Annotated in this window: 16 protein-coding genes and 1 pseudogene; 4 read left to right on the forward strand and 13 right to left on the reverse strand. The window is 55.6% G+C overall.

What is annotated here, in order from left to right:
• The first annotated feature begins 189 nt into the window (after positions 1-189).
• From GC088_RS10100 to GC088_RS10110, 3 genes are all read left to right on the forward strand, one after another.
• The gene (locus GC088_RS10100) at positions 190-1,257 is read left to right on the forward strand and encodes a nucleoid-associated protein (RefSeq protein ID WP_323958881.1); all 1,068 of its coding nucleotides are present in this window, start codon (positions 190-192) and stop codon (positions 1,255-1,257) included.
• Entirely contained in the window at positions 1,244-2,251 is a 1,008-nt protein-coding gene (locus GC088_RS10105) for a RelA/SpoT-related domain-containing protein (protein WP_323958882.1), read from the forward strand. Before GC088_RS10100 ends, GC088_RS10105 begins: the two co-directional genes overlap by 14 nt.
• A 170-nt stretch (positions 2,252-2,421) precedes the next feature.
• The gene (locus GC088_RS10110; protein ID WP_323958883.1) at positions 2,422-6,618 is read left to right on the forward strand and encodes an NACHT domain-containing protein; all 4,197 of its coding nucleotides are present in this window, start codon (positions 2,422-2,424) and stop codon (positions 6,616-6,618) included.
• 284 nt (positions 6,619-6,902) lie between these two features.
• Here GC088_RS10110 and GC088_RS10115 read toward each other — a convergent pair whose 3' ends face one another.
• The 13 genes and pseudogenes from GC088_RS10115 to GC088_RS15505 all read right to left on the reverse strand — a co-directional run.
• The gene (locus GC088_RS10115; protein ID WP_323958884.1) at positions 6,903-7,646 is read right to left on the reverse strand and encodes a M48 family metallopeptidase; all 744 of its coding nucleotides are present in this window, start codon (positions 7,644-7,646) and stop codon (positions 6,903-6,905) included.
• Positions 7,643-10,927: a type I restriction endonuclease subunit R gene (locus tag GC088_RS10120; RefSeq protein WP_323958885.1), complete on the reverse strand. Its 3,285-nt coding sequence runs from the start codon at positions 10,925-10,927 to the stop codon at positions 7,643-7,645. Before GC088_RS10120 ends, GC088_RS10115 begins: the two co-directional genes overlap by 4 nt.
• Positions 10,924-12,132 carry a restriction endonuclease subunit S gene (locus GC088_RS10125; protein WP_323958886.1) on the reverse strand — a complete coding sequence of 403 codons (1,209 nt, stop codon included), beginning with the start codon at positions 12,130-12,132 and terminating at the stop codon, positions 10,924-10,926. The genes GC088_RS10120 and GC088_RS10125 overlap by 4 nt, the downstream gene beginning before the upstream one ends.
• The gene (locus GC088_RS10130) at positions 12,125-14,839 is read right to left on the reverse strand and encodes a type I restriction-modification system subunit M (RefSeq protein WP_323958887.1); all 2,715 of its coding nucleotides are present in this window, start codon (positions 14,837-14,839) and stop codon (positions 12,125-12,127) included. Before GC088_RS10130 ends, GC088_RS10125 begins: the two co-directional genes overlap by 8 nt.
• Before the next feature lie 120 nt (positions 14,840-14,959).
• On the reverse strand, positions 14,960-15,757 hold the full coding sequence (locus tag GC088_RS15495; protein ID WP_416377452.1) for a metallophosphoesterase family protein: 798 nt from the start codon (positions 15,755-15,757) through the stop codon (positions 14,960-14,962).
• A complete protein-coding gene (locus GC088_RS10140; RefSeq protein ID WP_323958889.1) occupies positions 15,723-15,857 on the reverse strand; it encodes a hypothetical protein in 135 nt (44 codons plus the stop codon). The genes GC088_RS15495 and GC088_RS10140 overlap by 35 nt, the downstream gene beginning before the upstream one ends.
• Before the next feature lie 477 nt (positions 15,858-16,334).
• On the reverse strand, positions 16,335-16,586 hold the full coding sequence (locus tag GC088_RS15500) for a helix-turn-helix transcriptional regulator (RefSeq protein ID WP_416377453.1): 252 nt from the start codon (positions 16,584-16,586) through the stop codon (positions 16,335-16,337).
• Between the two features lie 534 nt (positions 16,587-17,120).
• Positions 17,121-18,125, reverse strand: coding sequence for a hypothetical protein (locus tag GC088_RS10145; protein WP_323958890.1), 1,005 nt, complete (start codon positions 18,123-18,125; stop codon positions 17,121-17,123).
• Between the two features lie 68 nt (positions 18,126-18,193).
• Positions 18,194-18,742, reverse strand: a complete 549-nt coding sequence (locus GC088_RS10150) for a hypothetical protein (protein WP_323958891.1) — start codon at positions 18,740-18,742, stop codon at positions 18,194-18,196.
• Positions 18,739-20,490, reverse strand: coding sequence for a hypothetical protein (locus tag GC088_RS10155; protein ID WP_323958892.1), 1,752 nt, complete (start codon positions 20,488-20,490; stop codon positions 18,739-18,741). The genes GC088_RS10150 and GC088_RS10155 overlap by 4 nt, the downstream gene beginning before the upstream one ends.
• A 434-nt stretch (positions 20,491-20,924) precedes the next feature.
• Positions 20,925-22,343 carry a hypothetical protein gene (locus tag GC088_RS10160; protein ID WP_323958893.1) on the reverse strand — a complete coding sequence of 473 codons (1,419 nt, stop codon included), beginning with the start codon at positions 22,341-22,343 and terminating at the stop codon, positions 20,925-20,927.
• Between the two features lie 290 nt (positions 22,344-22,633).
• Positions 22,634-23,761, reverse strand: coding sequence for a site-specific integrase (locus GC088_RS10165; RefSeq protein WP_416377549.1), 1,128 nt, complete (start codon positions 23,759-23,761; stop codon positions 22,634-22,636).
• Positions 23,762-24,193 (reverse strand): annotated as a pseudogene (locus GC088_RS15505) (hypothetical protein); the annotation flags it as partial.
• 1,003 nt (positions 24,194-25,196) lie between these two features.
• Between GC088_RS15505 and GC088_RS10170 the strand changes: the two are divergent.
• Entirely contained in the window at positions 25,197-26,273 is a 1,077-nt protein-coding gene (locus GC088_RS10170) for a hypothetical protein (protein ID WP_323958895.1), read from the forward strand.
• The last annotated feature ends 211 nt before the right edge of the window (positions 26,274-26,484 follow it).

Here is a 26,484-nt window from a genome sequence, read left to right on the forward strand (position 1 = left end):
AGACGGACCCTATAGAGGCCACTGACTGCTGTAGCGGAGAAAGTAGTGTGCGAGGAGGGAGGAGCGCCTACAGTCTGTTCGGCGAAAACAAGGCATAGAACTGGACCTCTTACTCATACGATGGTGGCTCGCCTTGTTGAAAGAGACTCTCTGGGTGATAATTCAGCGACCGGAAATGTATGGGGGAACATGAACGATTACTCGGGCCTTGAACTCGGACCTGTGCTGATCCATCAAATTCGCAGAACTGCTACAGCCGACGGACCTAAGTTCGAGGCAAGTCTCACTGATGAGCCTGTGGACTTCGAATCAGAGGACCGCGCCTTTCTTACCAGACGCTTCCAGGAGGCGCTGCTCCGCCGAGCAACCCCCGTTACCGAGATTGGCGACAACGAGGACTCTGTTGCTCCCAAGCTGATTCGCGAACACTGGCTAAACGCCGACATCGTCGCCCTCAGCAAAGGGCTGACTCATGCTCTTGTCGAAGTGCAAACAGGAGTATCAAGGCCGGGCGTTCTCGTGGTGGCAGACGCAACCAATAATGGCGAGGAAACGCTGTTGATTGCCAAGGTAGAGCATCAGGAGGCTATGCGTGCCGAGCCGCAGACGAATGAGGCTGGGAATCAGTACGTACGTATCGAGCGAATACGAGATCTCGTATTCGGCGAACAGACGAAAATCTATAAAATCGCCGCCCTGCCAAAAACCACCGACGCGCTTTCTCCCTTGACAGGCGATCTTGCCGACTCTCAGAACGGTCAAGGAGTTGCTGGTTACTTTTTGCGCGGTTTCTTGGGGCTAAGGCTCGCTGATGAGCCGGAAGTCCTCACCGAAGCATTTTTGAAGGGGATGACGAAGGCCATCAATGAAAGCGGGATGGCGCCTGAGGACAAGATGGACGCACAAACAGCGCTTTCGCTAGAACTTCAGAGTAATGCGACGAGTTTGAACCCCACCTCTTTCATTCAGAAGCACATTCCCTTCACACATCAAGGGGAGGTCAGCCGAATCGCCCCCACCACCGGCACACCCATGACTTCATTCCCGAAGAATACGACTCGGGTGAACGCCCGTCTCAACAGAATACGCATCGATCTTAGCCAGGGTGTTTATCTTGTTGCTCCGCCTGACTTGATTGGAAGGGACAAAGTAGTACGGGTGGAACGCGTCGAATCTGAAACATCGACTAAAGACGAGGTACTGATCAAGATCACCGGAGCCTCCCTTGGGAACGTTTCAAGCAATGGCACCCGATAAGGAAGCGGTCTCCACCTCGCCGAAGGGCGTCTATGAGGCCTATTTGGAGGCATTCGAGGATTATCAGTCCGCTGCAGAGCTGTACGAGAGCGCCCTCCGTTCAATCACGGACGACCTAGATTTCAAGTTGCACGCGATCAAAGTTCGACCCAAGGACGCTCTAAGTCTATTCAAGAAGCAGCAAGATCGTAGATACCAAGACCCTTGGGTTCAGTGCGAGGACCTCGTTGGAGCGAGGCTAACGGTGAGCTTAGGAAGTGAAAAACAGCAAATCGTACTAGCTCTCGATGGCTCAGATCTCGAAGTCATAAACATTGATGACAAAGAGCTGAGTCGAGACCCGCGGAAGCTTGTTTATGGCGGTCTTCACGTACAAGTCGCGCTACCTGGCCTCGAGAATCGCCGGGGCGACGCTATCACATGCGAAGTTCAGATTCGAACAATCGCTGAGCACACCTGGGCCGAAACCGAGCACAGGTACATCTACAAAGGCCCAAGTGGAATCCCAGACCCGACAAGGAGAATATTCTCAAGGCTTCTCGCGTTGGTCGAGATACTTGACGAAGAGCTTGTGAGAGGAGTCAAGGACGTGTCCAAGCTCGAATCCTTCGCTCGTCTGCGCTTGGCCCAGAAGCTTGAGCAGGAATTCAGTACGATGTACCAGGGTCCGTTTAGCACGCAACTACTACACGAATCTCTGGATACATTGGATGAGCTTCAGCTGTATTCAATAGAGAAACTGCATGAGATTTTCGACTCCTACATGGCGGTACACCGAAGCTCTGCACGTCGAATAGTTGAACTCCACGGTCCTCAATCTGACACCTTCGACGTGACCAATGATTGGATCATTACTCAACCCGAGTCACTCCTCTATATGGCCTTGCTGAAAGAAAATCCATACGGGTTAGGCATCGTAACCAAAGATTCGGAGCTCCAGGATCTGATCCGTCCTCTGGCACTTTGGAGCAACGCGAGGGGCTTTTTCAGCTGAATCCGTTTCGGCGGGACCGACGAAGACGGGAACGCCATCTATCGCGGTAGGCCTTACAACGCCTCATGTAGTGGTTTTCCGGGGAATCTCCGTGCTAGCGGCGGTGTACAAGTCATCCGCTTGACGACTTGCACCCCTCATTGATTTTCGACCCATTCTAAGATGGGCCTATGGCTCCAAGCGTCTCGAATGCGTCAGCTGCTCCCGTTGATCGCTTCTGGATCCCTGCAGACCGCACCTACTACACAGATCAACTCGGCTGGCTCATGGGCAGGAGTGAAGGCCCTTTCTTCTCGGCTAACACTGACATGGTCTCCACGCAAGAGCTGGCTAGTCGACGGTGCTTGGTGCTGTTGGGAGAGCCAGGTATTGGTAAGTCCACTACCGTTTCGCCAGATTCCCCACTTGTTACTGCGCGGCCTGAGGCACAAGCGCTTCGGTTCGACTTAGCCTCGTATTCAACAGAAGACCGTCTCATCCGCACTGTATTGGAGGGGCGCGAAGTGACTTCTTGGTTGGAGGGTGATTATGAGCTTTGTCTGACTCTTGACAGTTTCGACGAGGCGCACACCCGCATCGAAACCCTCCACCTAGTCTTAGCTGATTACTTGGATACTTGGGACTGCGCCCGGCTACAACTGCGCATTGTGAGTCGGACGGCTGAATGGCCGACTTCTCTAGAACGACGGCTCGAAAAGCACTTCGATGAAGTGGTCCCTTTTGAGCTACTTCCTCTGCGGCGGCAGGATGCTGGAAATATCGCCCGCTCCTACGGACTCGATCCCGAGCCGTTTCTTTCAGCGATTGAAGCGTCACAGGTGGTGCCTCTCGCGTCCCGCCCCCTCACACTACGGCTCTTGGCGGAAACCTATAAGAATGAGGGCACCTTGCCGAGAAGGTCCGCCGACATATACAAGAGAGGCCTGCTTGCTCTCTGCGAGGAGATAAACCCGGAGAGACGGGACGCAAAAGGCCCCACCCGACATCAAGGAGCCGAGCTATTCGCAGCGGCCAGTCGTCTCGCGGCTTTTTCGATATTCAGCGGTCGCCAATGTTTCTGGCTCGGTCCCACCGCTCTAGCGGAACCTGAGGATCTCTCCATTCACGAGTGCAGCACAGGTGCCACTGCAGAGCGTGATACTCCCGCTCGTTTCACTGTTGCAGCCAACGAGGCCGTCCTTCAAACTGGGATCTTTTCAGGGAGTGGAAGCCAGCGTCTCACGTGGGCGCACGCAACCTTCGCAGACTACCTGGCAAGCGAGTGGGTAAAAGCGAATGGGCTCCTTCGAGAACAGATCGAAGCGTTGCTCGGGTCGGAATCGGGCAAGTTGCATCCACGGGTCCGGCAGATCGCTGGATGGCTTGTCGCCGCCTCAGAACAGTACGCGTGGCTGATTGACCTCGACCCCGAAGCATTCCTACTGAACGTCGAGATACCCGATGCATCGTTACGGCGACGAATCGTGTCTGCAGTGATCTCCTTGGCCCAACGAGGACGCATGCACCATGATTATCAGCGGAAGTTCTCCGGTTTGACACATCCCGACCTTGCTGATCAGGTGCGAGGCGCGTTAGAAGCTGACTCATTTGAGTCAAAACGGATCGGCATCGACATCGCTTTACAGTGTGAAGTGCAGGATGCTCTACCGGACTTGATCAGTATCGCTCTAGACAACCGGGTCGAATTGGGTCTTCGAGTTCCCGCTGCCTGGGCAATTGAGCAACTCAGCAAAGGCGATCCCGGCAGCGCCCTCCTCCCTATACTTCAATCACCGATGGAGCTGGGTGGCGACCCCACACAAACTAAAGAGCTTATCGCTGCGGCTCTAATGGCCTCGTGGCCGCACGCGATTTCTACCGCTCAGATGTTCGAGTTCATAAGCCCAGAACATGGAAGAACTTCCTTTGGTACGTACTCCGTTGCCCTCTCAGAGGTTGCACGATCGCTCCGACCAGAAGATCTTTGTGCTGCCTGTGAATGGCTTCTCAGCAAGCCCAACTTGGTGGGCGAATCATCGATCGCACCTTTGGAAGACACGATTCTTCGTCTGTGCTTAGAACATCTCGAAGAAGGTCCGGTGCTCGCAGCGGCAACGCTAATCATAAAGCGCCGAGTACAGGGATCCGAAGCTTGGATTAGCACGAGCATGGCCCAGCCCTTCAACTTGCCCGTTGAGGTTAGGCGAAAGCTGGCCCTGTCACTGCTGGAGGACGATGATCCCGTGCTGATTGCGGGAATGACGGGCTTGCTAGGTGACCACGGCCCCGCCTTACTCTCGATCGAAGACTTCGATTGGCTGACCGAACAATATATGAATACCAGCGGCATTCAGCAGAGGAACATCGGAACGGCCTTACAGCTTGTCGCTGATTCTGGGGACCGAGCTATGTGGGAGAAGGTACTTGGCCTGCCTAACGACCATCCTGTTGCGAAGGTGTTCGAATCGTGGAGGGGACCAATCGACCTCAACTCACCCGCCGCTCACGAGGCTCGTAGGATGTACCGGCTCAAAGCCGAGACGAGGAATCGAATTGCTGAGCGGAAGGAGCGAGAAGCGTCTACCGACGCGCAGGTTCGAAGTGAATTCGCATCGATGGCCCCACTCGCTAGAGACGGTGACGTCACTGCTTTCTGGAAGTTGGCGCGCCGCCTCATGCTGCCGCCCAGCAGCTCTATCTACAGAAATGAAAGTCAGCCAGATCTCACTAAACACCCGCGATGGGAAACTCTTAGTCCGGAGACCCAGGAGGAATTGATCACCGCAGCATACCTGTATCTACAGGCAGGCAGATGCGAGCCAAAGGAATGGATAGGCAAAAGGGTTCGCCATTATCCGGCCGTTGCCGGCTATTGCGCGCTGATCCTTCTGCTCCGGAAGCGACCGCAACTGCTTCCGCAGCTAGAACAGTCGGTGTGGCGCGAGTGGGCACCCATCATAGTCGGGTGGGGACCAATGGCCGATCGTAACGGTGTCGAAGACAGACGCGAAATTATCACAATGGCCTTGCCCTACGCGCGGGAAGAGTTGACGCAAACACTTCTGAAGCTCATAGAAGTGGCGATAGCCGAGCACTCCAATATCTACCTGGAGGATGAGTTAGAGCTACTCCTAACTGAGCCCTTGGCGGCCACGATACTGGATAAGTTGCAGGCAACGAGCGTTCCGATCCGACCGATGACGGACCTGATAGATGCGTTGTTGGGCAGCTATCCCGAACTAGTTCGTCCTCTTCTTTTGGATTGGGTACAACCCGACCAGCAGGTTGCTAACCCCGAACGTGCCCGCGAGGCAGCCCTTAATCTACTTTTCGTGTTCGGCCGCGCTGCGTGGCCAGCAATCTTTGAACTCATGTCGAACACGCCGGATTTTTTCAAGTCTGCCCTCCTTTCGATGCAACCCTTAGTAGGGCGACCAGGTCCGGATCTGGAGGACGCCGAACTGGCTTCGCTCTACAACTGGCTAGTGGAAATGTTTCCCCCAGCGGAAGACCTCCGAAGCGAGGAAGGGGGCGTCTTAGGGCCGTTAGAGGCAGTGGCGATGTGGCGGGACAACGTGCTAGAAACGTTGGTGCAGCGCGGGAGTTCGACCGCGGTGTCGGAGATTCGACGTATCGTCGAAGGTCACCCAGAGTTACCTGGATTGAAATTCGCATTGCTCCGCGCGGAGCAGCTGCACTTAGAGGGAAGCTGGCAGCCGCTGACCCCTGCGCAGATAGACCGGCTCGCGTCAAATGCCCTATCGCGAGTTGTTCGTAGCGAGATAGATCTTCTGGATGTGTGCGTGGAGGCGCTGAACAAGATTCAAGCGCGACTCCAAGGCGACACGCCCTCCTCCGCACTTCTTTGGGACACTTTCGCCGGAAGGCCGAAGTCAGAAGACGACGTGTCCGACTTCCTTAGAAATGAGCTGAGCAGTTTGCTTCTCAGTAGTGGTGCCGTGGTGAACCGCGAGGTTCAGATTCGGAGGGTCAATACAGGCATCGGAGAGCGCACCGACCTACGAGTGGATGCGATCGCCCCGAGCGGATGTGCATACCCCAACCTCTACACGATCGTCGGCGAGGTCAAAGGGTGCTGGAACTCTGGGATAGTTGGGTCGATAAAAAGGCAATTGATTGACAGATATATGGCTGACCTTCACACCAAACACGGCATCTATATTGCTATTTGGTTCGACCCTGAGTCTTGGACACCCGAGGACGCCCGGCGGCGCAAAGCGGAAGCACTTGGTACACCTGAGCGTTTGCGCTCCGTCCTGCAAGCGGAAGCGGATTTGTACAAGCGAGCGGGCCGCCATGTTGAAGTTGTTGTCCTTGACGCTTCCCGACGCAGACCCAGCGAGGAGCGCAGTAAATCACGTCAGTGATGCTGGCAACAATCTGCTAGCCTCGGGCCAACGTTGACGAACCTAAGATGATGGGACTGATATGAAGCCACGGGCGCAAAATAAGTTCGACATCAGGCCGACTACCCACACCTCGCTCTCGCGCTCCGAAAGAAAAATACAGATTGCACGACGTTGGAGGCATCTCCGCATCCATATCCGCTGCCAGCCTCGGCGTAAGACGGAGCATCGATCGCCCGCAATCGGAACAACTGATAACCATCACGCTGCTCACAGAGCGCAAGCGATTAAGCGAATCTTTGCACTCAACCGACTTCAGTCAGGGAGGCGTACATCGGCGCATCTTGCTGACCGAACCACAGAGCCGAACCCTCAAGTGCCAGCCGCGCGCGCCGATGTTCATAGTCGGGCATTACGCGGGATAGGAGCTCCCAAAAGGCGGGGCCGTGATGCGGTTCCTGGAGATGAGCCAATTCATGGGCGAGAACGTAGTCGATCAGGCTTGGTCGCAGCTGAAGGGTCGCCCAGTGAATTCGAACGCGCCCGTCCTGTCTGGCAGACCCCCACTTGTGACCAAGGTCGTCGACATCAATTCGCTTCGGTTCAACTTGTAACCGATCTGCCCATTCCGAAACGTTCGGGCGAAGCCACTTCAAACCGCGGCTGCGGTACCACGCAATGATCAACTCGTGCCCGCGGTCAACCTGATCCTTGGGCAAGACGAGCCGGCCGCGTTCCAGCTGCACCTCTTTCGCACCGTTAGGGACTACGCGAAGCCGATGATTTCGTCCGAGATAAAGAAATCCCTCACCATCTATGAGCCGTTTCGAAAGCGGGTCGGTGTAAAGCAGTTCCTTCTCAGAGAGCTTCGCGTAGATCCACTCCCGCTTGGAACGTAGAAAAGACAGTAGCTCGCCGTTCTCGATGTCACGAGCCGCTCGCAACCGGAGACCGCCATCGCGTTCAATAGTCAACCGAGCGCGCCGTGTTCGCGCACTCGTCCGTTCAACAAGGACAGTCATGCCGTCCAATTCGAGCTTGTCGCTCATGTCCCTCCTCCTGGCCGTCGAGACGCGATCAAAGGTTGATTCGCCTTCGCCAAGGCAACAAGCTTGTCGGCGACAGATGGCAGTTGCCCGAAAGGGAGAACGTCCCACTCATCGAGAATATGTATTAGCTCAGCTCGTAGGTCGTCCTGTGCGTGAAGATTTTGCCAGAAACGGACGATAAGTGAACGCTCAACTACCACTCCGACGACTGCTTGGGCGACGTCGAGAAGGGATTCTCGATGGCCCTCTGCGCTCTTCTCGTTCAAGGCGAACTCGGTTTCAAGCACGCCGAGGAAGCGTGCCACGAGGGGGTCACCGTCATGCGAAATTGACTCTGTATCTGCTGCCTCGCGAGTGAACTGCTCGAGGGCAAGCGCTAATTGGTCCCACTTTCCGCTGAGGTTCCTCAATATCTCATCTAAGCGCTCGGACAGCTTGGCGTATCTAGCAGGATCGAGGTCGAAGTTCCTCTGAATATGATAACGAAGCGCATGCTCCATCTCCGAGGCCTGCGCGTTGTCAGAGGTCAGCCCCTTTACCTTGGCGATGAAATCAGGCGCGGTAATCGACACCGGGGGGACCTTCACTGCAATGTCGAGCGCAGTGACGTGCTCGTCAACTAGCTCGCGAACTTTGGCGCCATATAGGGAGGCATCGAAGTTACCGTTATCATCACGGTAACGGCGGCGAGCAACCATCTGGATGAGACCGAGTCGCTTAGCGTCGTGCACATACGGCAAGGCTTCAGGGCGTGGCAGCACTACGTCGAGCGTGGTCAAAAAGGATCTCAGTAACACGCTGAATTTGGCTCGCAAAGATTGATCGGCTAACTCCACTACGCAGGCCTCTATGTCTTCCGCCCGCCCGAAAGTCTCGATCCCTGCCGTAGCAAAAACGGCCACTGTGCGAGCATGACGGTCTCGCAGCTTCGGTAGTTCGTCGAGGATTGAGGTGACCGCGCCGGTTGTGTCCGCTGCATCTTCCGGCGCATAAGCCGCTAGAGCCTTCTGCAAGTGCCCACCTACACCGTAGTAGTCGACAAAGAATCCAGCGTGCTTCCCGCTGGCCGTTCGGTTAACACGGGCGATGGCCTGCAGTAACTCCGCGTCCTGAATGGAACGATCGAGGTAGAGAACCTGTTCGATCGGAGCGTCGAAACCTGTCAACAACATTGTCCGAACGATCAGGAATGCGACAGGGCTGCTTCTCTCGCTAACCGGTCCTAGCGCCTTCTTGAAGTCGGCAATGGCGACCTCTTGGTTGGACTTGTGAGTCCATGCAGCCCAAGAAGGGTCATCGTTGTGGTGCCCTGACATGACCGGCACGAATTCGAGCAGTTTGAGCAGTTCAATGTGGCGCCGTGCACGCAGCAGGACCTGCGTTTTTCTATCGAACGAGTTGAGGTCAGTATCACCATTTGCGGACGAGGCTATCCCGTTCTGATCGAGGGAATCGATCTGCTCGACTATTTCATCACGAGCGGCCATCAAGGCTTCGCGGTAACGCACTGCAGCTAGGCGGCTACTGGCCGCTACCTGGGCCTTAAAGCCGTTTGGCATGACAGTCGAGATGTAGTGCCACATCATCGAACGAGCCTTATCGCGGATGAGCAGTGGAGCTTCAACAACTACACCGGCAGTCGCGTAGCGTGTCTTGATTTTGTGGAGCTCCTCTGGTGTGCGCTCGGCGAACATGTCTTCGAATAGCTCGTCGAGGTCGCTGCCAGCCTTTACAGCACCCTTGACCGTGCGCCCCTCATACAGAACCGGCAGGACGGCACCGTCGGTTTCGGCCTCCCGGATCGTGTAATGGTCTATCCTCGTGCCGAAGATCGATTCTGTCTTCTTCTTTCCTTCCTTCATGATTGGAGTGCCAGTAAAACCGATCTTTGCGGCATTCGGCAACGCAGCCATGAGGTTTGCGTGCAAGGTTGAACTTTGTGAACGGTGTGCCTCGTCGACGAGAATCACAATCGACTCGTCGGAGTTCAGCTCCCCGAACGCTTCGGAGCCGTCGTCCTCTGCTAGCCCTCCGTCACGTGAGGTATCGTCGATGTCGCGGTATTTCTGAATCATGGCGAAGACTACCGCGGGTCCCTGCTCGGAGAGCAGTGCTCGCAGCTTCGAAGATTTACGCGCCCGTTCTACTATCTCGCCGGACAACCGGGCCGTTTGCGAGAGCTGCTTTTCGAGATCCGTCCGGTCTGTGACTATCACTACCTTGTACGTTCGCAATGCCGGGTCGGAACGCATCGCGCGCACGAGGAAAACCATCGTTAGGCTTTTGCCCGAACCCTGAGTGTGCCAAATTAAGCCACCACGTTGGTCATGCTCCCCGTGTTGAAGTCGAGTCTTGCCAGTACGTAGGCGATTTAGCGCCCGCCCCACAGCCCGGTACTGCTGGTATCGGGCTACGATTTTGACCCGTCTGCCGTCCGATCCCGTGAAAAGTACGTAATGGCGGGCGATGTCGAGCAGGTTTGCTTTCGTCAACATCCCAGCAGCCAACAACTCTTGCCCAGAAAGCTGATCCTTAGACTTTCCAAGCTTGTCAGCGAGTTCGTCCCTTGTGAGTGGTGCTGCATCCTTCCACTCCAAGAAGTGTTCTGGAGTGGAAGTAATAGTGCCGACGCGCGCTCTGTCCCCGTGGGTCGAAATAATGAATTGGTTCGTCCAGAACAGGGTCTCGTTACCCTCCGGAATGCCGAGATCGCGTTGATTCGCGTAGCGACGAAGCTGTTCGATACCTTCCGCCATCGGGTCGACGATGTGCGGGTTCTTGCACTCAATGACAACCAGTGGGATGCCGTTCACAAACAGCACGACGTCCGGTGCGATGAACTTACTCGATTGGCCGCCTGGTTCGTCGACTCGAAACTGGCTGATGGCGAGAAAGTCATTTCGCTCAGGCCTGTCCCAATCGACGAAGTGGATGCGCTGGTTGCGACCCTGATCCCACCCCGGCATACCGGCAACCGTCACGCCTTCAAGCAAAAGGTTCGTCATGCGTTCATTAATCTCGAGAAGCTTGCCCGCTCCTGGCCGCGACAGAGCCGAAACAGCCTCCGAGATGCGTGAATGGTCAAGCCAAGGATCACCGTCGCGTCGATTGAGCTCGCGTAGGGACTTGCGTAGCCTCCCCTCAAGGAGTACTTCACGAAAGCTACTTCGCTCGGTCACTGAGGGGTCATATTTGTGCCCAACAATCGTCGTGTACTTCAGGTTCGCGAGTTGATCGAGGAGGGGCTTCTCAACCTCGTCGTACTCAGCGCCAGAACTCATCCGTGTACCTCCGTAGGCTGTACCCGCCCCATTAGCAGGTCGTCGGCGATTCCGTCACGGAGCGCCTTCAATTTATCGATCTGGTCGGACTCACTGAGGATCCGCTCGTCCAAAACTGTCAGCGCGCGCGCAATGCTTTGCTGGACGTGCCTCGCTGGCATCGGTATACGGAATGATCCTACGATTCCGGTGTTCAAAGCATCCCGATTACTACCCCTTCCACCACTCCTCAAATTCTCATAGCTGTGGACGAGCGCATGGTGTAGATATTCACCGTCAACCTTCGGCCCAGGAGTTACCGCCGCAAGATTTTGATTGATACACGCGTCGATCTCAAGGAATGCAGACATGCCTCGTGTTTTCCCTTGGCCGATCATCCCTATAACTACTGACCCTGCCGGGATGATGCGGAGGTTTGACTCGGACACCGCTTTGGGGGTTATGAATTCCGAGGCTTTCCGGATTCTGTAGTCGTTGACCTTCCCACTCGCCAACCAAGGAACCGATCCATGTGTCCAATAGTCAGGGCGCGAACGTGACGGTGTGCTTCCGTTAGACACAGCGCCAATTTCTGACAATTCGACTCTTGGCGCATCTGGCAATTCAAGCAATTCGTCTGACAGCCCTGCTTTCACCAGACGAAGTTTGGCAAGCACGTCGGCCGAGGAGCTGATAGCCGCTTCGAGCGAATCCAATGTGCCGCGGATTCGCAGCTGATCCCCGAGCGGAGGTACTGCTATCTCGAAGTCCAACCATCGGTCTTGATCAAACGTCATTTTCTCGATGACAACACCCTGACTTGCATCGAGGAAGTAGAGGCGAAGCATAGGATGTTGAAAGAGCCAGAACAAGAATCGCGTGTCATGACCCAGCCGCGCCCGAAAGCTCGAATAACTCTTGGAGATCGCGGAGCCTGCGAACTCGTCCGTGACATAGGCGATAGCACCGTGAACAATTTGCATGCGCGCGAGCACGACGGTGCCAGGCACCGCCCATCTCAGTGTCTTCGTCAGGATCTGACGGCCCGGTAGGCTCCCGCGGTTGAATAATCCACCGTGCGCGCGACGCACGCTGACTAAGTTGTATACCTCGTCGTCCGCCATGCGAATGGGCTCATCGACCAGCTGTACTACATCGCCAATCCTATGTTTCTCCCAGTTACTCGGTACCTTCCCCATGAAGCGCCGAAAAATTCGGTCACTCATACCCAAGCTCCGACAGTACGACTTTCAGTTCGGCTTCTGCTGACGCTCGGACAGCTTCCAGATCCTGTAATGAGCGACGGTACTTGTGCCACCAGTTCTGGAATGCAGTCACGACCGCTTCTCGATGGCGCCCAACACGGACTGCGGATTGACGATGGAGTTCGGCGCCGAGCGCATCGATTACTACAGTTCTGGCCACGCCATCCGAGAGACTTTGGCTGGCCTCGGTCAAGCGTGCGCCAAATGATGCACGGTCACTCTTCATCTTTCGCTTCGACGAAGCCAGCTGCTTTCGCAGGCGCTTAAGTTCCTCATCGGAAAGTCGATTCTCCGCCTCAAGGTCTTCTTCGTCGTCTTCGCTGGACGTCGCTTCCTTGATTCTCGCGTCCAACTCGCCGACCTCTGCTGCGACCTTCGCGAGCGACTCTAAGTAGTCCGGAAGCAACATCTTTCCGATTGGGTGCTCGAGCGGGTCGATCTTGGACTTCTCCTCCTCAAGCGCATCGAGCACCGTCGATACCCAGGCGTCTATGAGGCCTTGATAGCCGTGCGTCGCTAACGCCTTGAGGTCGGGAGTAACGTGACTCCACCAGGAAGCGATGATGCCGTCGATCTGGAAGCGATCAAGCATTTTCGTCGATGCTAATGCTTCGGCAAAGCTGAAGAGCAACTGCCGGCGCAACGGAACCAGCTGCTCAGTCGAATTCAAAACGTCAAGACGTTCCTGCTCTACATTCCACCACTCATCGATAGCATCGGTAACTGCATCTTCGGATCCGACAAGCCCCCTATCCGACTCGATTATGCTCCTGAGATGCCATGCGCTCTCAATGGCCCTGTCAAAGTCATAGTGGTCGGTGTCCCGCTCGACGAAGATTTTCGCTAAGTCGAACCCGTGGGACTCGAACAAGATATCCTTGGAGCCGACCTCAGCCTTGGGCACGCCACCATGCAAGTGGGCGCGAACATTCTGCAGATCGCGCGGAGGGGCGGTATCGACGTAACGCCTGATGTTGAGGTTGTCCTCGTTGGCACGCAGCTCCTCACGGCTCAATACCCGAGCGAAGTTTTCAACGTCAGTAAAATCGCGAAAAGCGGAGACAATCTTCTCGATGTGCTCCGGCTCGAGGAAGTTCTGAGACTTGCCGTCCCGGTACTCGCGGTCGGCGTTGATGATCAGCACCTTGTCTCTGCGCGCTGCCGGCTTGGACCCTTTCGGGCGGAGCACGAGGATACATGCAGGAATCCCGGTACCGTAGAAGAGCTGCTCTCCGAGGCCGATCACACCCTCGATGGCATCATCGTCGAGCATGCCTGTGCGAATTTTCCCTTCCTCCCCGCCGCGGAACAGCACGCCATGGGGCATAACGGTGGCGACCAGCCCGTTCGGACGGGTGACCGCGAGCATGTGCTGAACGAACATCAGATCGGCTTTTTTGCCCTTCTCTGGAGTGAAGCCGTACTTGAATCGCTCGGGGAACTGGATACCTTCCTTGCTGTAGTTCAAGGAAAATGGAGGGTTTGTAATCACTCGGTCGAAGCGTTGCAACTCACCCCCTGAGGTGTGAGCCGGGTCCTCCACCGTGCCGTCGTCATTGTTGCGCAGGTCTGCGTCGGGGATTCCGTGCAGCAGCATATTCATCTTCGCGATCGCCCAGACGCTACCGTCCTTTTCCTGGCCGGCAAGCGCTAGATCCTGCGGGTTGCCCCCATTTTCCTCGACATAATCCTTCGAAAGGATGAGCATGCCGCCGGAGCCGTGGCAAGGGTCGTAAACGCTCATGCCCGGCTTCGGGTCGGCTATCAGAACCATCAAGCGGACGACGTCACGGGGAGTGTAGAACTCCCCTCCCTTCTTGCCGGCAGAGTCGGCGAAATCGCGAATGAGGTATTCATATGCGGCGCCGAGCAGATCCGGAAACTCAAAGTTTGCCTTACGCAGAGGCACCTTATTGAAGTGCACGATGAGCTCGCGCAACTTCTTATTTGACATGCTCGACTGGCCCACCTTGCGGTTGAAATCGATGTGTTGGAGCACACCCTCGAGGGAGCGATTTCGGTTCTCCAGCGCTTGTAGGGCCGTATTGAGTCCGTCGCCGATGTTCTGGTGCAGATGTCCATGGATGTAGGACCAGCGGGCTTCCTCAGGGACGAAAAACGTGCCGCGGTAGAAAGCCGGGGCTTCAGCGCGTTCCTTGGCTTCCGTCTCTGAACGCCCCTTGGCCAGTTGTTCATCGATGACCTGCGCCTTTACCGCCTCAAACTCATCCGAAGCGTACTTCAGGAAAAGCATTCCGAAGATGTATTCCTTGTAGGCCGAGGCTTCCATCGAGCCGCGCAGGACGTCGGCCGCGGCGAACAAGTGTCTCTCAAGCTGTGGAAGGGTCAGGCGCACCATAGGGAAACCTCCGATACTGCAGGTGGCTGATGACCAAACCTCATAGATCCTCCGCTCATTAAAGTGACTAAAAATATCCCAGCTGGCGTAATGGGCCGCTATCTGTAAATCCACCAGGTTCAAGGATGTCATGCACATTGACAGCGACGAACGGCCTCTAGGGAAGAACCGCATTGGTCGCCAGCAAGCAGCGTGGCCACTGTTTTGCGGATGGTCGTGCACAAAGGGGCGGATGAACGATGCCGGGCGTGAGAGTGTTTGAAGGGAAAGCTCGAATTCAGCAACAACCCGCAGTGCTTCCCCGTTCATCCTGGAATTCGGAGATGCAAGGGCCGCTTGCCGTCACGACGTCACGACGTCACAACGCATCCATCTAGTCTGGCCATACGAATGATCATTCAACCCACCGGTTCACATGCCGCTCGCCATTCATCGGCTCGTGATCTTCAACGTTTCAACCTTTAGTCGCTCTCTGGAAGGGTGAACCAGAATGGCGTTACCCAGGTTGTGCATCTCATTGGCCAGAATGTCGACTCGGGTAACCTCGCCACCCGGATGCAGGATCTCGTGGATCTTGCGCTGGTGCCAGTGGCCAGCTATGAGATGTGCCGGGGTGAGCTTAGCGACGACATCATCGATTAGAGTGCGCGTTTGATTGGCCCGCATAATCAAGTCAGCAGAAAGTTTCAGGTGGCTCTTTAGGGGCACTGACAAGGGCGCATCATGTGTGACCAGTACGTCTACTGGCCCACCTTCGATCAGTCGCTGAGCTTCTTCATACGTTGGTTCCTCGTCAGGCCACCAGTCCTTCCCTTCAGTCCTGCGCTTCGAATCGATGCTGAAAGCTCCACCGAGTCCACCGATCATCAGACCCTCGCATACTGTGCGCCCCCCGCGCGGAAGGACCCAAATGCGGGAGCGCCATCGAGCTAAGCCATCCCCTTCTGTCTGCAGTTTGAGGATCGTGTCCCAATTGTCATGATTGCCAGGACTGATCAGGAGACGCATGCTCTTCTGAGCGAGGATCTCATTGATGCGTTTCTCGTACCGGCCCCGTCGCGCTCCGGGCCAATCCAAGGCACAGTCGCCGACGCTGACCATCGTCCGTACGCCAGCCTTCTCGGCAGCGTCGATGCATCCCAAGGACCAGCCCAGATGGCCGTGCCAATCACCGAAAAAGGCAATCGGGCGACTACTCCCGTTCACGCTTGAGCACCTCGATTGCATCGGTCGCAATCCACTTGTCCAAATCGATCGTCAATTCGCTGCCCGATAGAATCACCAGCTCGGCCATACCCATGCGTTGCTCCGTCGGCTTATTGCTCATTGCCCGGTCTAGTGCCGCTCGTGTTAGCCGCCAAGACAAGGCGCTATCCGGCTGCTTCCTTCGTCTCGTGAAGATTCCCTTTGACCGGCCGAGCATTGTGAAGACCTCCCGAATAGCTTGTCTGGCTTCACACATACTATGGCTGCTGCGACGTCTGTTCACCGGTGCAGGGGGTGCTGCATCAATCTTGGAGCAAGCGGACAAACCATAGTGAACGCAGGCGTAGGCGTATGTCTATCTCCGGCCCTTGAACTTTCTTACCCTCACTGAAACTTCGCTCCGAGGATCATGGGACCCATCGTTTTCGTTAACAGGCCCCTGCGACGGCTCCAGCCCACACACGCCGACCTACACGGTGGGTTCAGCAGCAAGGCCTTCTGCGGTCCGGCTAACGAGGTGCTGACGTCAGAACTGACTTCCCACTTCGAACGAAGGCGCTCCTGCCGAGTTCCTCGGCGCTCAAAGTGAAACTTGCCCCTATTCTGAGCTGGGCCCAGTAGACAGCCGCGTCCTGGTGCTGCTTTTCGTCCTACCCCGGCGTTGCCCTTCGACCTTTGGAGCGCTGGATGGTGCAACAAACAACTCTTCTACTCTTACGCCCAGGACGTCTGCCACGTCCCATAGGCGCTCGTATGCGACCGTCCTTCGCCCCCACTCAAGGCTGATGACCATGCTTCTGTGCATCCCTGCTTCAAGTCCCAACGCCTCCTGACTGAGTCCTTGGGTCATCCGAAGCTCACGTATGCGGGCACCGACCTGCTCGCGGCGATCCTGCCATACCTTCAAGCGAGCAGGCGTTGTTTGTGAGGGTCGGGTGGGCACAATTTATGCCACTAGAATTGAACATCGTTGTCTGTCGCACTAGTGCGACATGAGACCTAAATCACCATCATTGCAGGAAGGCTACTAGATGGCAGTCTCGATTGTCCTTGATCTGACCGATGACGTATCTGCGGCTAGTTTGAGACAGTTCCTCAGCTTCATCCCGGAAGACTTCGACGAAGCCACAGATTTGCGAGTAAGGGATCCCAGAGACACAAGTGCTCAGGCACCGCATTTCTTGCAGGTCCTGCTTCCGTCCATGTCAATGCAGGAGTGACCCGGACGCAACTATCTGCAGGACGTCCGAACGAACGACCATTCGAGATGGACCGCTGCAGGTGTGTCGTTCCTGTCCCTTACGTGACAACGGCGTGTCGGTTGACACCGTTTCATTCTGAGCACGTACTCCGCGCGGTCATCAAGCCATTGAGTTCCTAGTACCTACGAGTTGCTAAGCCAGCCTTCGCATTGAGCATAAAACTTCCCGACATCTCGGACGAGGTCGATAGCTTCCTCTCTCGAACGTCCAATGTCTGAACTCGAGGAGTAGGACGTCGAAAACTCTGCCTTCGGCCATCTGTAATCAAACTTCTCGATAGCATTCGCGATTCGTTCGAGAACGCTCCAGGCAAAGGCTTCGAGATCCTCCTGACTGATTGCCTCACCGGGGTGCATTGCTAAATAACCGGCCTCAGCAATTCCCAGGGCATCTGCGCCCTGAATCAGCTCAATGAAATCAGCATCAGCATCATTGTCTGCGTGCGATCCAGTGGTGCGTTTGAGTACCCCCTTCGCATTGGGGCCGACGTAGATGTCCGAAAAATGCGACTTCAACCAAGCTAGAACTACTTGATGGATGAAGTTAGATATTTCAAAGCTGAGCGCCTGCCGGGTCAACGAAGGCCAATCCTCGAGCGTGGAGCTCATCATGATACCGGGGTATTTGGACCATAAGTGCAGGAGCCAAGACAACTGCTCCGACGCGAAAAGCCTGGCGCTAGACAGCGGAAGAGTTAGAGACTCAACTTCTTTCTTCCCATCGGCTCTCTTCTTCTCGTTCTTTTCCTCCCATCTGGTCAGAAGGAGCTGAAGGTCCTTCGGCGAGAAGTAGAGCTTTTTTCCAGGCACAACAAGGACCACAAATGTGGGCGCTCCCGTTTTGGAGCCAGTTATCCAGCCTCTGACAGTCCCAGGATCTACGGACGGTGACAGGTTACCCGTCTTGCTTTTGACTTGAATATGCGCCGAGCGTCCCGACATGCCCCAAGCCGCCTCTCCTCGATAATCCGAAGGAGACGTAGGTGTGCGCGGAACCTGTACGTGTATATCCCAACCATAATCGGCTCCTGTTATGAGGTTTACCGCCGAGCCCGTGTCCAGCAAGGCGCGAAGGACCTCGACCTCTCCGACATCTCCGATGTATGCCGTTTTCTTTCTGATGGTCATCCTTGGTCTGCCTCCCACTATGCTCGTAGCGCGCCTCCCGGTGCGCAGGTTGGTAGTATCCACCGGAACTAGGCGATTGGAACGTCCTTGCCTCCAGCCGAATACTTCGTTATGGGCACCACCGTGGGGCGGTGAGATGAGCCGGGTTCATGGAGCCTCCGAGTCAGCCGTTCAACTTTGATTTGCTCCTGATGAATTTCCTCCTGGAGCGCATTGATCACTCGAGCTAGTACTTCGACCAGTTCTTTCCAGTCATCAGCTTCCTGTCTAGCTCGCTGCTGAGAATCCTTGTGCCTGACCGCTTGGCTTCGTGCCCGTTCTAAAGCCTCTTGCAAAGCGACTTCGCGTTCCGGACGAGTTCCTTCGCGCTCCCTGAGGAACTCGAATCTCTGCCGAAGATCGGGGTGGCTCTGGTACAGATGGTGCCGGCCAACTTCTGCTTCGAACGCAAGGTCGCGCGTCGTCAGCGCGCCCGAAGGAACCCTCTTCGGGACTCCTGAAAGGATTCGCTGCATCGCCGACAAAATGGCTTGGCGCGTGGGATTCTTTTCGCTTCTGATCTCTGAGTTAGAGGGAGCTTGGTTCGTTGGAAAGGCGCGAGTCCCGTCGGCGCTCATCGGTTCCCGTCTCCGTCGAACTCCTCTGCCTTCGGCGGCCCCTCTCGGACTACTGAATCTCCGAATACTCGAGTCGCAATCGCCTCAGCTACTATCAAATCGTTTCTACGCGCCTTCGCCAGCAACGACTGGGCCATCGGCGCAGGCGCAAGTTCCGCCTGCTTTTGGAGTTGGATTGAATCTGACCCGAGACGAGTCAGATGTTTCTCGGTGCGGGCGACGTTCTTGCAACCGTCGACACAGTTTAGGAGGTCGGGCTGAGTGTCTTTCCCAGCATCCTTGAACTTCGCACACAAGGCTCTGTCTTCCCTGTAGATGCAGAGCGCTATGGCGGCCGGGTTGTCATACACCTTCAAGGATCTGTCCTTTCGGAGCCGTCGCTCGTCGGCTGGCAATAAATTTCTAGGCAGCTTGCGGACCGCTTGTATCGCGTCCTCTGCGGCGGGCCCACTAAGTCCTTGCCCCTCTGAGACAAGCTGGGCTAGCTCGCGAATGGTGTCCCGTCTGTGGTTCCAGTCCTCCTCAATCAACAGATCCGGCATACCAGAAGCCTTGGTACCGGCATATCCCTCGCCGATCGTGGTACCCACATGTTGATACTGAATTGCTGTCGTTATATCCCCGTTTGGACGGTGCCTCAGAAACCAGGCAAGAGTGCGTCGAAATCTGCGCAAGGTAATTGCGCCATGAGGGTCTTCGGGGATATTGAGGGCGGCGGGACTGACGCTGTGGGGAGCTAGACGAGTGTTCACGAACTCAATGAACGAAGCGATCCAACCGGCGGCCGTACGCGTGTAGATCGAAACCTCGGCTCGCTCCGAGAAGAGGAAGCCTCCACCTTGGCCCAGTTCTTCGTTGATCTCCTCGATGATTTTGATTGCGGCTGCTGCCACTGGAACGGTAGCCCAAACCGCAGGTTTCGGTATCCCCGGAGACCCATCCTCCTGCCGTTTTACACCCTTATAAACTTCACCACTTACCAGGTGAACACGAGAACCTCCCGGCCGTTCCAGTGGCTCGTTCAGGCACTTCGCCTTCAGATGAAGGACCTCTTCCGGTCTCATCCCCGTTAGCGCTGCAACAACTATCATGCAAGCGGTGCGAAGGTGCGCAATCAATGGTGACGCTTGAGTCTCAGGATTGCCTCCCCCCGCGCGCATGATGTCATACACACCAATGAAGGGTATCCAAGGCGACCCATGGAATCGTCCGTTGATCGGAAGATTCAGAGCCGTTTCTTGCGGGTCAGAACTCACCACTAGAAGTTGCTTACGCCAACTCCTATAAGCAGAAGCAGCTTCTCCCGCATCCACGCCGTGACGATAGCTCAGAACCTGCCATCCCACTTCATCATCATTTCGCTTATAACCCGACGGTCTTAACGGAAGTGGCCTCCCCGTCGATATGTAGGAGTCAAGTATCGAAGTTGCAGCGATTACTGCCCGATTTCGCATGCTCTCAACGTAATGTCGGTGCGCTGCTAGAATATCGGGTGCGAATTCACGCACGAATGCACATGCCCATTCCAGTAGCGTTGAGAAAGCAGACTCGCCGATGGGAAGAGTTTTGTTCTCGCCCGATGGTCGCTTGTGACGCCATTCGTGTCGATTCCACATGGGCTCTGGAAATTGACAGTCATCAGGCAGCAATGGGTTCAGGTGCCATACACGCACAATGACAGCAAGACACTTGTTGCGATGGGTAGGATTCAGCTGGCTTTCTTCCATCCATACTTTCAAGTCGGCCATGTGGTATGCGTCTAGATCGGCTGGGCACCTGACCGGGGTGTCCGAGTGCCGTGCCGACCAGTCCGACGTCAACCAGATGATGTGAGAGCGTAGTTTGAGCAGTGCATTGGCAATGCTGGATGCGCTGAGCCACTTCGACTCGGAGCTAGTTCGCTGCTCTAGGACCGCATCCGGGGTTCCGTGATTGATCAACACGTATGCGACATGGCGTGCAAAGTTTTGGAAGCCAGCAGGCCAACCTTCGAAATGGATAGTTCGACTCGGACGGTCTCCCACCTCTAGAGCTGCCAATGGCCACGACGATGCCTCGAATGGCGCAATCACAGCACCTGCGTTGTGAAGTCGGTGTGGACCGATACTGGGAGTCTTCGCGTCGGGGAAAACGTCGGGGCTACTCCGGATGTTGTTTGCCTTCAACTCGGCTTTCTGGTCAATCATGCTGGTGGCTCGTGCCGAAGAGCCGCTAGGAGGACCGGGAGGTGTTGTGCGACTTCTTTCGAAGCCAATTCTCTTTCTTGCACCGTGTACCGATCCACTACAGCGGACAAGGTGGCATGATGACGCGCAAATCGACGGTCCCAACTCTCGCCCATACCGTCCCGCAACTCTTCCAGAACCTGCAAGGCAGCTATCATCCTGGGAAGCAGACGAGGCACTGTGGCTGCATTCGCGCATTGCAAACAGTCAAGGAATCCGTAGAATCCGGATGTGCACGCGCTTGACGTGTCGGGATGATTCGCGGGATCCGAACAGTTCACGATCAGAGCATCGTTGGCAGAGTCCATTTCTTCGTTTTCGCTCATCCGTAGCTCGACCCTTGCTCGTCCATGATCAAGCACCTTCTGGATACCGGACATGGCAGCGGCTTGGTGATGCGCAAGGGCGGTGGCATCGCTCCGAACATAATGAAGATGTGTCTCTGCGCTGTGGTTCGTCGGCTCGGCTGTCACTCCCGCCCCAGGGATGCTTCGTCGTAAGCGTCGGAAGTCGATTGCTGTACCCTTCGGAACCCAAGCAGCTTTCTTGCGCACCTCCCAGCGCGGCACTCCCAGCAACGGCGATCGAGAACCCGTTGGCCAGTAGGCGAACAAACGATCCGTAGGGATTCCTCGTAACGCTAAGTGCTCGCGAGCTGGCTCTGTGGCCTCAGCAATCATCTGCAAAGCTTGCACCTCGGAGTCTTCAACTGGGTCTGTCCCGTCGAGGACCAATTCCGGCCAGTATCGATATGCCGCTCCTCGCCTAGGTTTGTCGAGGTCCAACTGCATGACGCCCGGTTCGTGTTCGAACGGCACGGGGGCGCTGTCTATCGTCGAGATGTTCAGACCACGCTGACAGCCGAGTAAAACGACTGCCGCCAGTGCCTCCTCACTAGAGAGGAATAACTGTCTCCTCGCTGCGTTCACACGCTCATTCGGTCCCATCGAACTGTAAGACGTCTCCAAAGCCCTTATTCCTTCCTTAGTGCGCGGCCTTCCGTGATGAAGTACTTCGTGCAGCACTCTTGCCCTCAGCCAGTCGGGATGCTCTTTACTCTGTTCGTGCTTGGAAAGTGCATACGCCGCCGTAATCCGAGCATGGGCGGATTGAAGGGTTCGTCTTGCGGCGTTTCGCAGTGCTATGAACTCCGCCTTTGGATACCGCTCGATGAAGGAGATCGGGCTTGGTTTAACTGAAGACTTCTTGTTCGTCTCGAGCACTAATTCTCTGGACGCAGAGGGGACTCGTTTCAAGAGCATGATGATCCTCGAGTAGTACTCCCAGATCGAATAGTCCGCATAATGAGAGCAGAGGAAGTGATGGTACTGGCGAAGATGGAACGGCGTGAAGTCCGTCAGATCGACTATGGCCACTGCGCCTTCGTCTTTGTTCCGGGTATCAAGCCACCGCAGAAACGCGGATACTGCCCTGCGTACGTTGCGAATAGTCGCCAAGCGGCGGACCCCCGCTTCCGTTGCTGTCGACGCCAAAATGCTGGCCGCAAGCTGCATACGCACTAGCTCAGGTCCGGCCATCCGTGATAGGTCGAACCGGTGATCCGGGGCATCTTCCAGCCTGAGGGTGACAACGAGGCCCTCTGGAGCCTTTGATCGGGTCTCAGATGGGAGGGTTATCGGAGGTTGCGCTGCCCGTCTACCCCGGTTCAATCGGCGCTCCGGAAACCGACCAGTGGACTGAAAGCCCGAATGCCGCTCCACACTTCAGCAATGCTGTCCCCGGTGAAAAGTGAGGATCTTCGTATACGTTTCACCGGCTCCAGATAAATGTTTTTCGTTGTCTCGACTGAGGCATGACCGAGCAAGTCCCGCACTTCATCGAAAACGTGAGAGTAGTTTCCCTCTAAGAACGGGTGTGAAGGAGTCAGACCCTGTTCGCGATCGGTCGCGCGAACTCCCGCAACCAGAACCATCAACGCGAACGTGAAGCGCAGTGAGTGCGGTGTTACACGAACCCAGGGTGCTCGCACGCCAAGCGCAGTTCTTGCTGCAGTCACCCTCCTATTCGCAGCAGCGAATACAGCATTCCAACTCGCCGGTTGCATCGGCATCCCCGACTCTCCGAGCCAAAGGGCCGCCGGCTCCAAACCGTGCTCGGTCCGACCATACAGCCGAATCCGATCGCTATGGGAAAGCATCGGGACATCAACCTCACCATAATTCTCGAGACGAAGTCGCTGTCCCCTAGGACCATCGGGAAGGACTCTCTCGATAATCAAAGGATCAGCAATGCCGTCGTACCTTCGGATTTCTTGTGCTCGTCGTACATTGTCGTAGCGCTCCCCATCGACGTACTGTTGCACCGACTCCAGCCCGTATACATGCATAGGAACGTAATGACGTAGGAGACGGCCTTTAGTGACGATGGGAACCTGGTGGTTGACTCCGATCGGTAGCTCCATCCTGAGGAGCGACCCCGCTTCCGCCGCGCGAAGCCCAGTCGACAAGACGTAGTCGGTGTAGGCTGCATTCCGCGCAGAGTTGCGTCCACGGAAATTCACGTTTGGTGAGTCCGCCACCACACTCATACTTCCGTTGACCTGACCTGAGTAGCCGAGCAAGCCCACATCCCGCCACATGGAGTACTCTGCAGGCGTGAGCCAACGGTCTCGAGACAACCGTGCGTTTTTCTCGCGGAAGCCACCGATTTGACTCGATGTATCCAGCCGATCCTGAATTCTCACAGGGGTGTCTTCTATCCATCCCGCCTCGCAGGAGTATTTATAGAAGTGTTTCAACGCGGCCCAACCCTTATTCCAGGTCGCCGGAGTCACCCTGAAAGGGTTGCGGGAATCATAAACTCTCCATACTTGGTACGACCGCACATCTTCGTTGCGAGCTTCGTCCCAGAGAGTTCCGCGGGACTGCAGGAAAGTGAACCATGTACGTAATTCGACAGCGTAGGTTTTCGCCGTCGATCTTCGATCGCGACGAAACGCCTGTCTTAAGTAGGAGTTGATTCGAGCGTCTATTTGAAGTCTCGAAATAAGCACCGGCATCCCAGGAGCGATTCCGAGTCGCGCTTCTTCGTGAGCAATTGTAGACCAAGTACGAGCGAGCGGATGAAAGTCAAGAGGGAGCTTCAACGGTCCGCCTGTTGTCGCCATTACCCATGGCGTGAAGTGTCTGAAGCCCTCCGTGTCTGCGAGTTCTGGCCCCGGGAACGCTTCCGTTTCTCGGTTCGAACAGCTTGCATCATTCATCATCCTTCTCCCCTTTCGCACGGCCGCCTCTACCCCACATACCGATTCGTCAGAGTGCCATGAAAAACCTCACTGTGCACGTACTACTTAGTCGCTCAGCGTGTCGTTATGCGTTTCATAGAAACTGTTTCTAACACTTGCTAGATCTATCTCCGCGAGTTGATGGAAAAAGTCGGCTTTGACCCAGCTTTGTGGGATCTGTCTTCGGACGATTCAACTCCGCGACTCATACTGAGTAAGCGCTATTGGTGCACATGCATGCGAGGAGCGAATAGCTTCGAATACTTCTGCGATCGCGGTTACTTCGGCAAAGGCATGCTGAAAGCCGAAATGCGCTACACGGCAGGGCCGATTCGCCAACGCGGAGAACTGTCGTTATCGGACTGAGGTGCGAATGCAGATACGAACGAAAACTCGCACGCCGTTATTCTGAGTGATTGCGTAGCTTTTACTTGGCAGCAAAATGTCGTTCATATAAGAGGATCCGCGTTAGGCGGTCTTGGCTCATTCCGCAAAGCAGAACCTGACCATGCGTCTTGGGTATCTTCTGCCGTTGAAGCCGGTACGCCCTAACCGCCTGGATGGAGTCGTCAGCGGTTCATGATTGCAACAGTAGGTGCCCGACCGACTCGACCTTCCAACGCATTATGTTTCCTTCGCCTGCGAATGTAGCCAGGAACGAGGCCGCTAACGTGATGACCGCTGCTGGCAGTTCCCTGATGCAAACCTATGAACGGGCTTACTTATCAGGCAAAATGTCGACATGCTGGGTATCGAGGAATACTGCCACATCGCGGCCTCTCAGCCGGATAACGAAGTCGGTATCGACGGTCTTGGTCCGTCGACGAGTCCGGAGCAGGATGTGTCACAGATCCGTGAAGTAAGTGCCGGAGCGATCGCACGTGTTGATGCACCAGGCGACACTGACTCAGTAATCCGATCAGGTATGAAGGTGCTAGCGCGATGGCGGGAAATTTCTCCCTCACCGCGATGCGCAAGGAGTTAGATGCAAGCTTTCGATGAAGATGGCCTTTGGAAGCAATTCTTTGAGGAATCCGAACAGCGGCTTAGGTCGCCTGAACGGCGCGCCTGGGTACCAACCGACCTCTTCTATGAGGTAACACGATTATCCTCTCGCTTTCCAGCTAGTTCGCAGGGATTAGCTTGGCATTACGCGCCTCCCGCAGCACTCCTGGGCATTCTGCAGAATAACGTAGTTTGGGCCGGATCTGCGGCGCTAATGAATGATTACAAGGAGCTCAAAAGCGGAGTCGGTGCTTTGCGTGCCTACGTTGAGAATCTTAAGGATGAAATTGGAGACGAAGCAGCTGATCAAATTCTTGAGTCACTTCCAGCAGACCACGCATCCCGCGCAAACCAACGATTCATACTTTCCGGTTCAACAGACGGAGACAATCTGACATTATTTCGGAACTATGGTGGAGGGACGATCAGTTACGCTATCGGATTTGACATGGCCATACGACTTGTTCCACTTCGCCAGAGAACTGTTCCTCCATATCCTTCCTTGCAGCCCTCCACGACCGACATCGAGGAAGATCAGTGGGGCTCATTGCGATTAGCCTTCAAGCCTCCTCGAATAGAAACGGCTGTTCGGTCGTGGCAAGAAGTAATTTATGAGGAAACGAAGATAGACGAACTGGTGAGACGATCCTTCAACTTACTTCATTCTGATTATCTTTACGCCCTTGCCCTTCCCGATCATGTGAAATCACAAGTGGCAGGAATAGAATGGGAAGTCCCGTTAGAATTGCTCGACTTCGTCAAGAGTAGTTCATTCAGAGATGAACGAGAAGTGCGTACGCTTGTGCCCGTCGCGCGCCCCTCTTGGATGTTTGTCCGTTTCCGACCCGGCGCATTGGGAGTGCTCCCATACGTCGAGCTGACCGCTCCAGATTCTCCTGCCAGCTACGCGAAGCGCGCCAGCAAGCTCCCAATTAAGGAAATTAAAATCTCCTCTACTCCGTACCCGGAAGACGCTAGAGCTAGCTTGCTTCAACTACTGGCGGATCATGGGTACGACGATGTGAAAGTTTCGGTGAGTCACATACCGTTCAGATGACGCCAAGCGTCTTGGCGGTTCAAGAGACCGCTACAGCATAGGCAAGCGCGAATCTCCAACACATTCTCGACACTGTCGAACAGATGACTTAGCAGGGATGCTTCGATGCTTCGACACCGCAACCTTGCATCGACCACGTCGGTGCACACGAAGGGGTTCGACCCTGCCTGCCAAAAATCGGGGGTTCAGCCGCCACATATGTACGACAACA

Source organism: Arthrobacter sp. JZ12 (assembly GCF_035189165.1).
GTDB lineage: Bacteria > Actinomycetota > Actinomycetes > Actinomycetales > Micrococcaceae > Arthrobacter_D.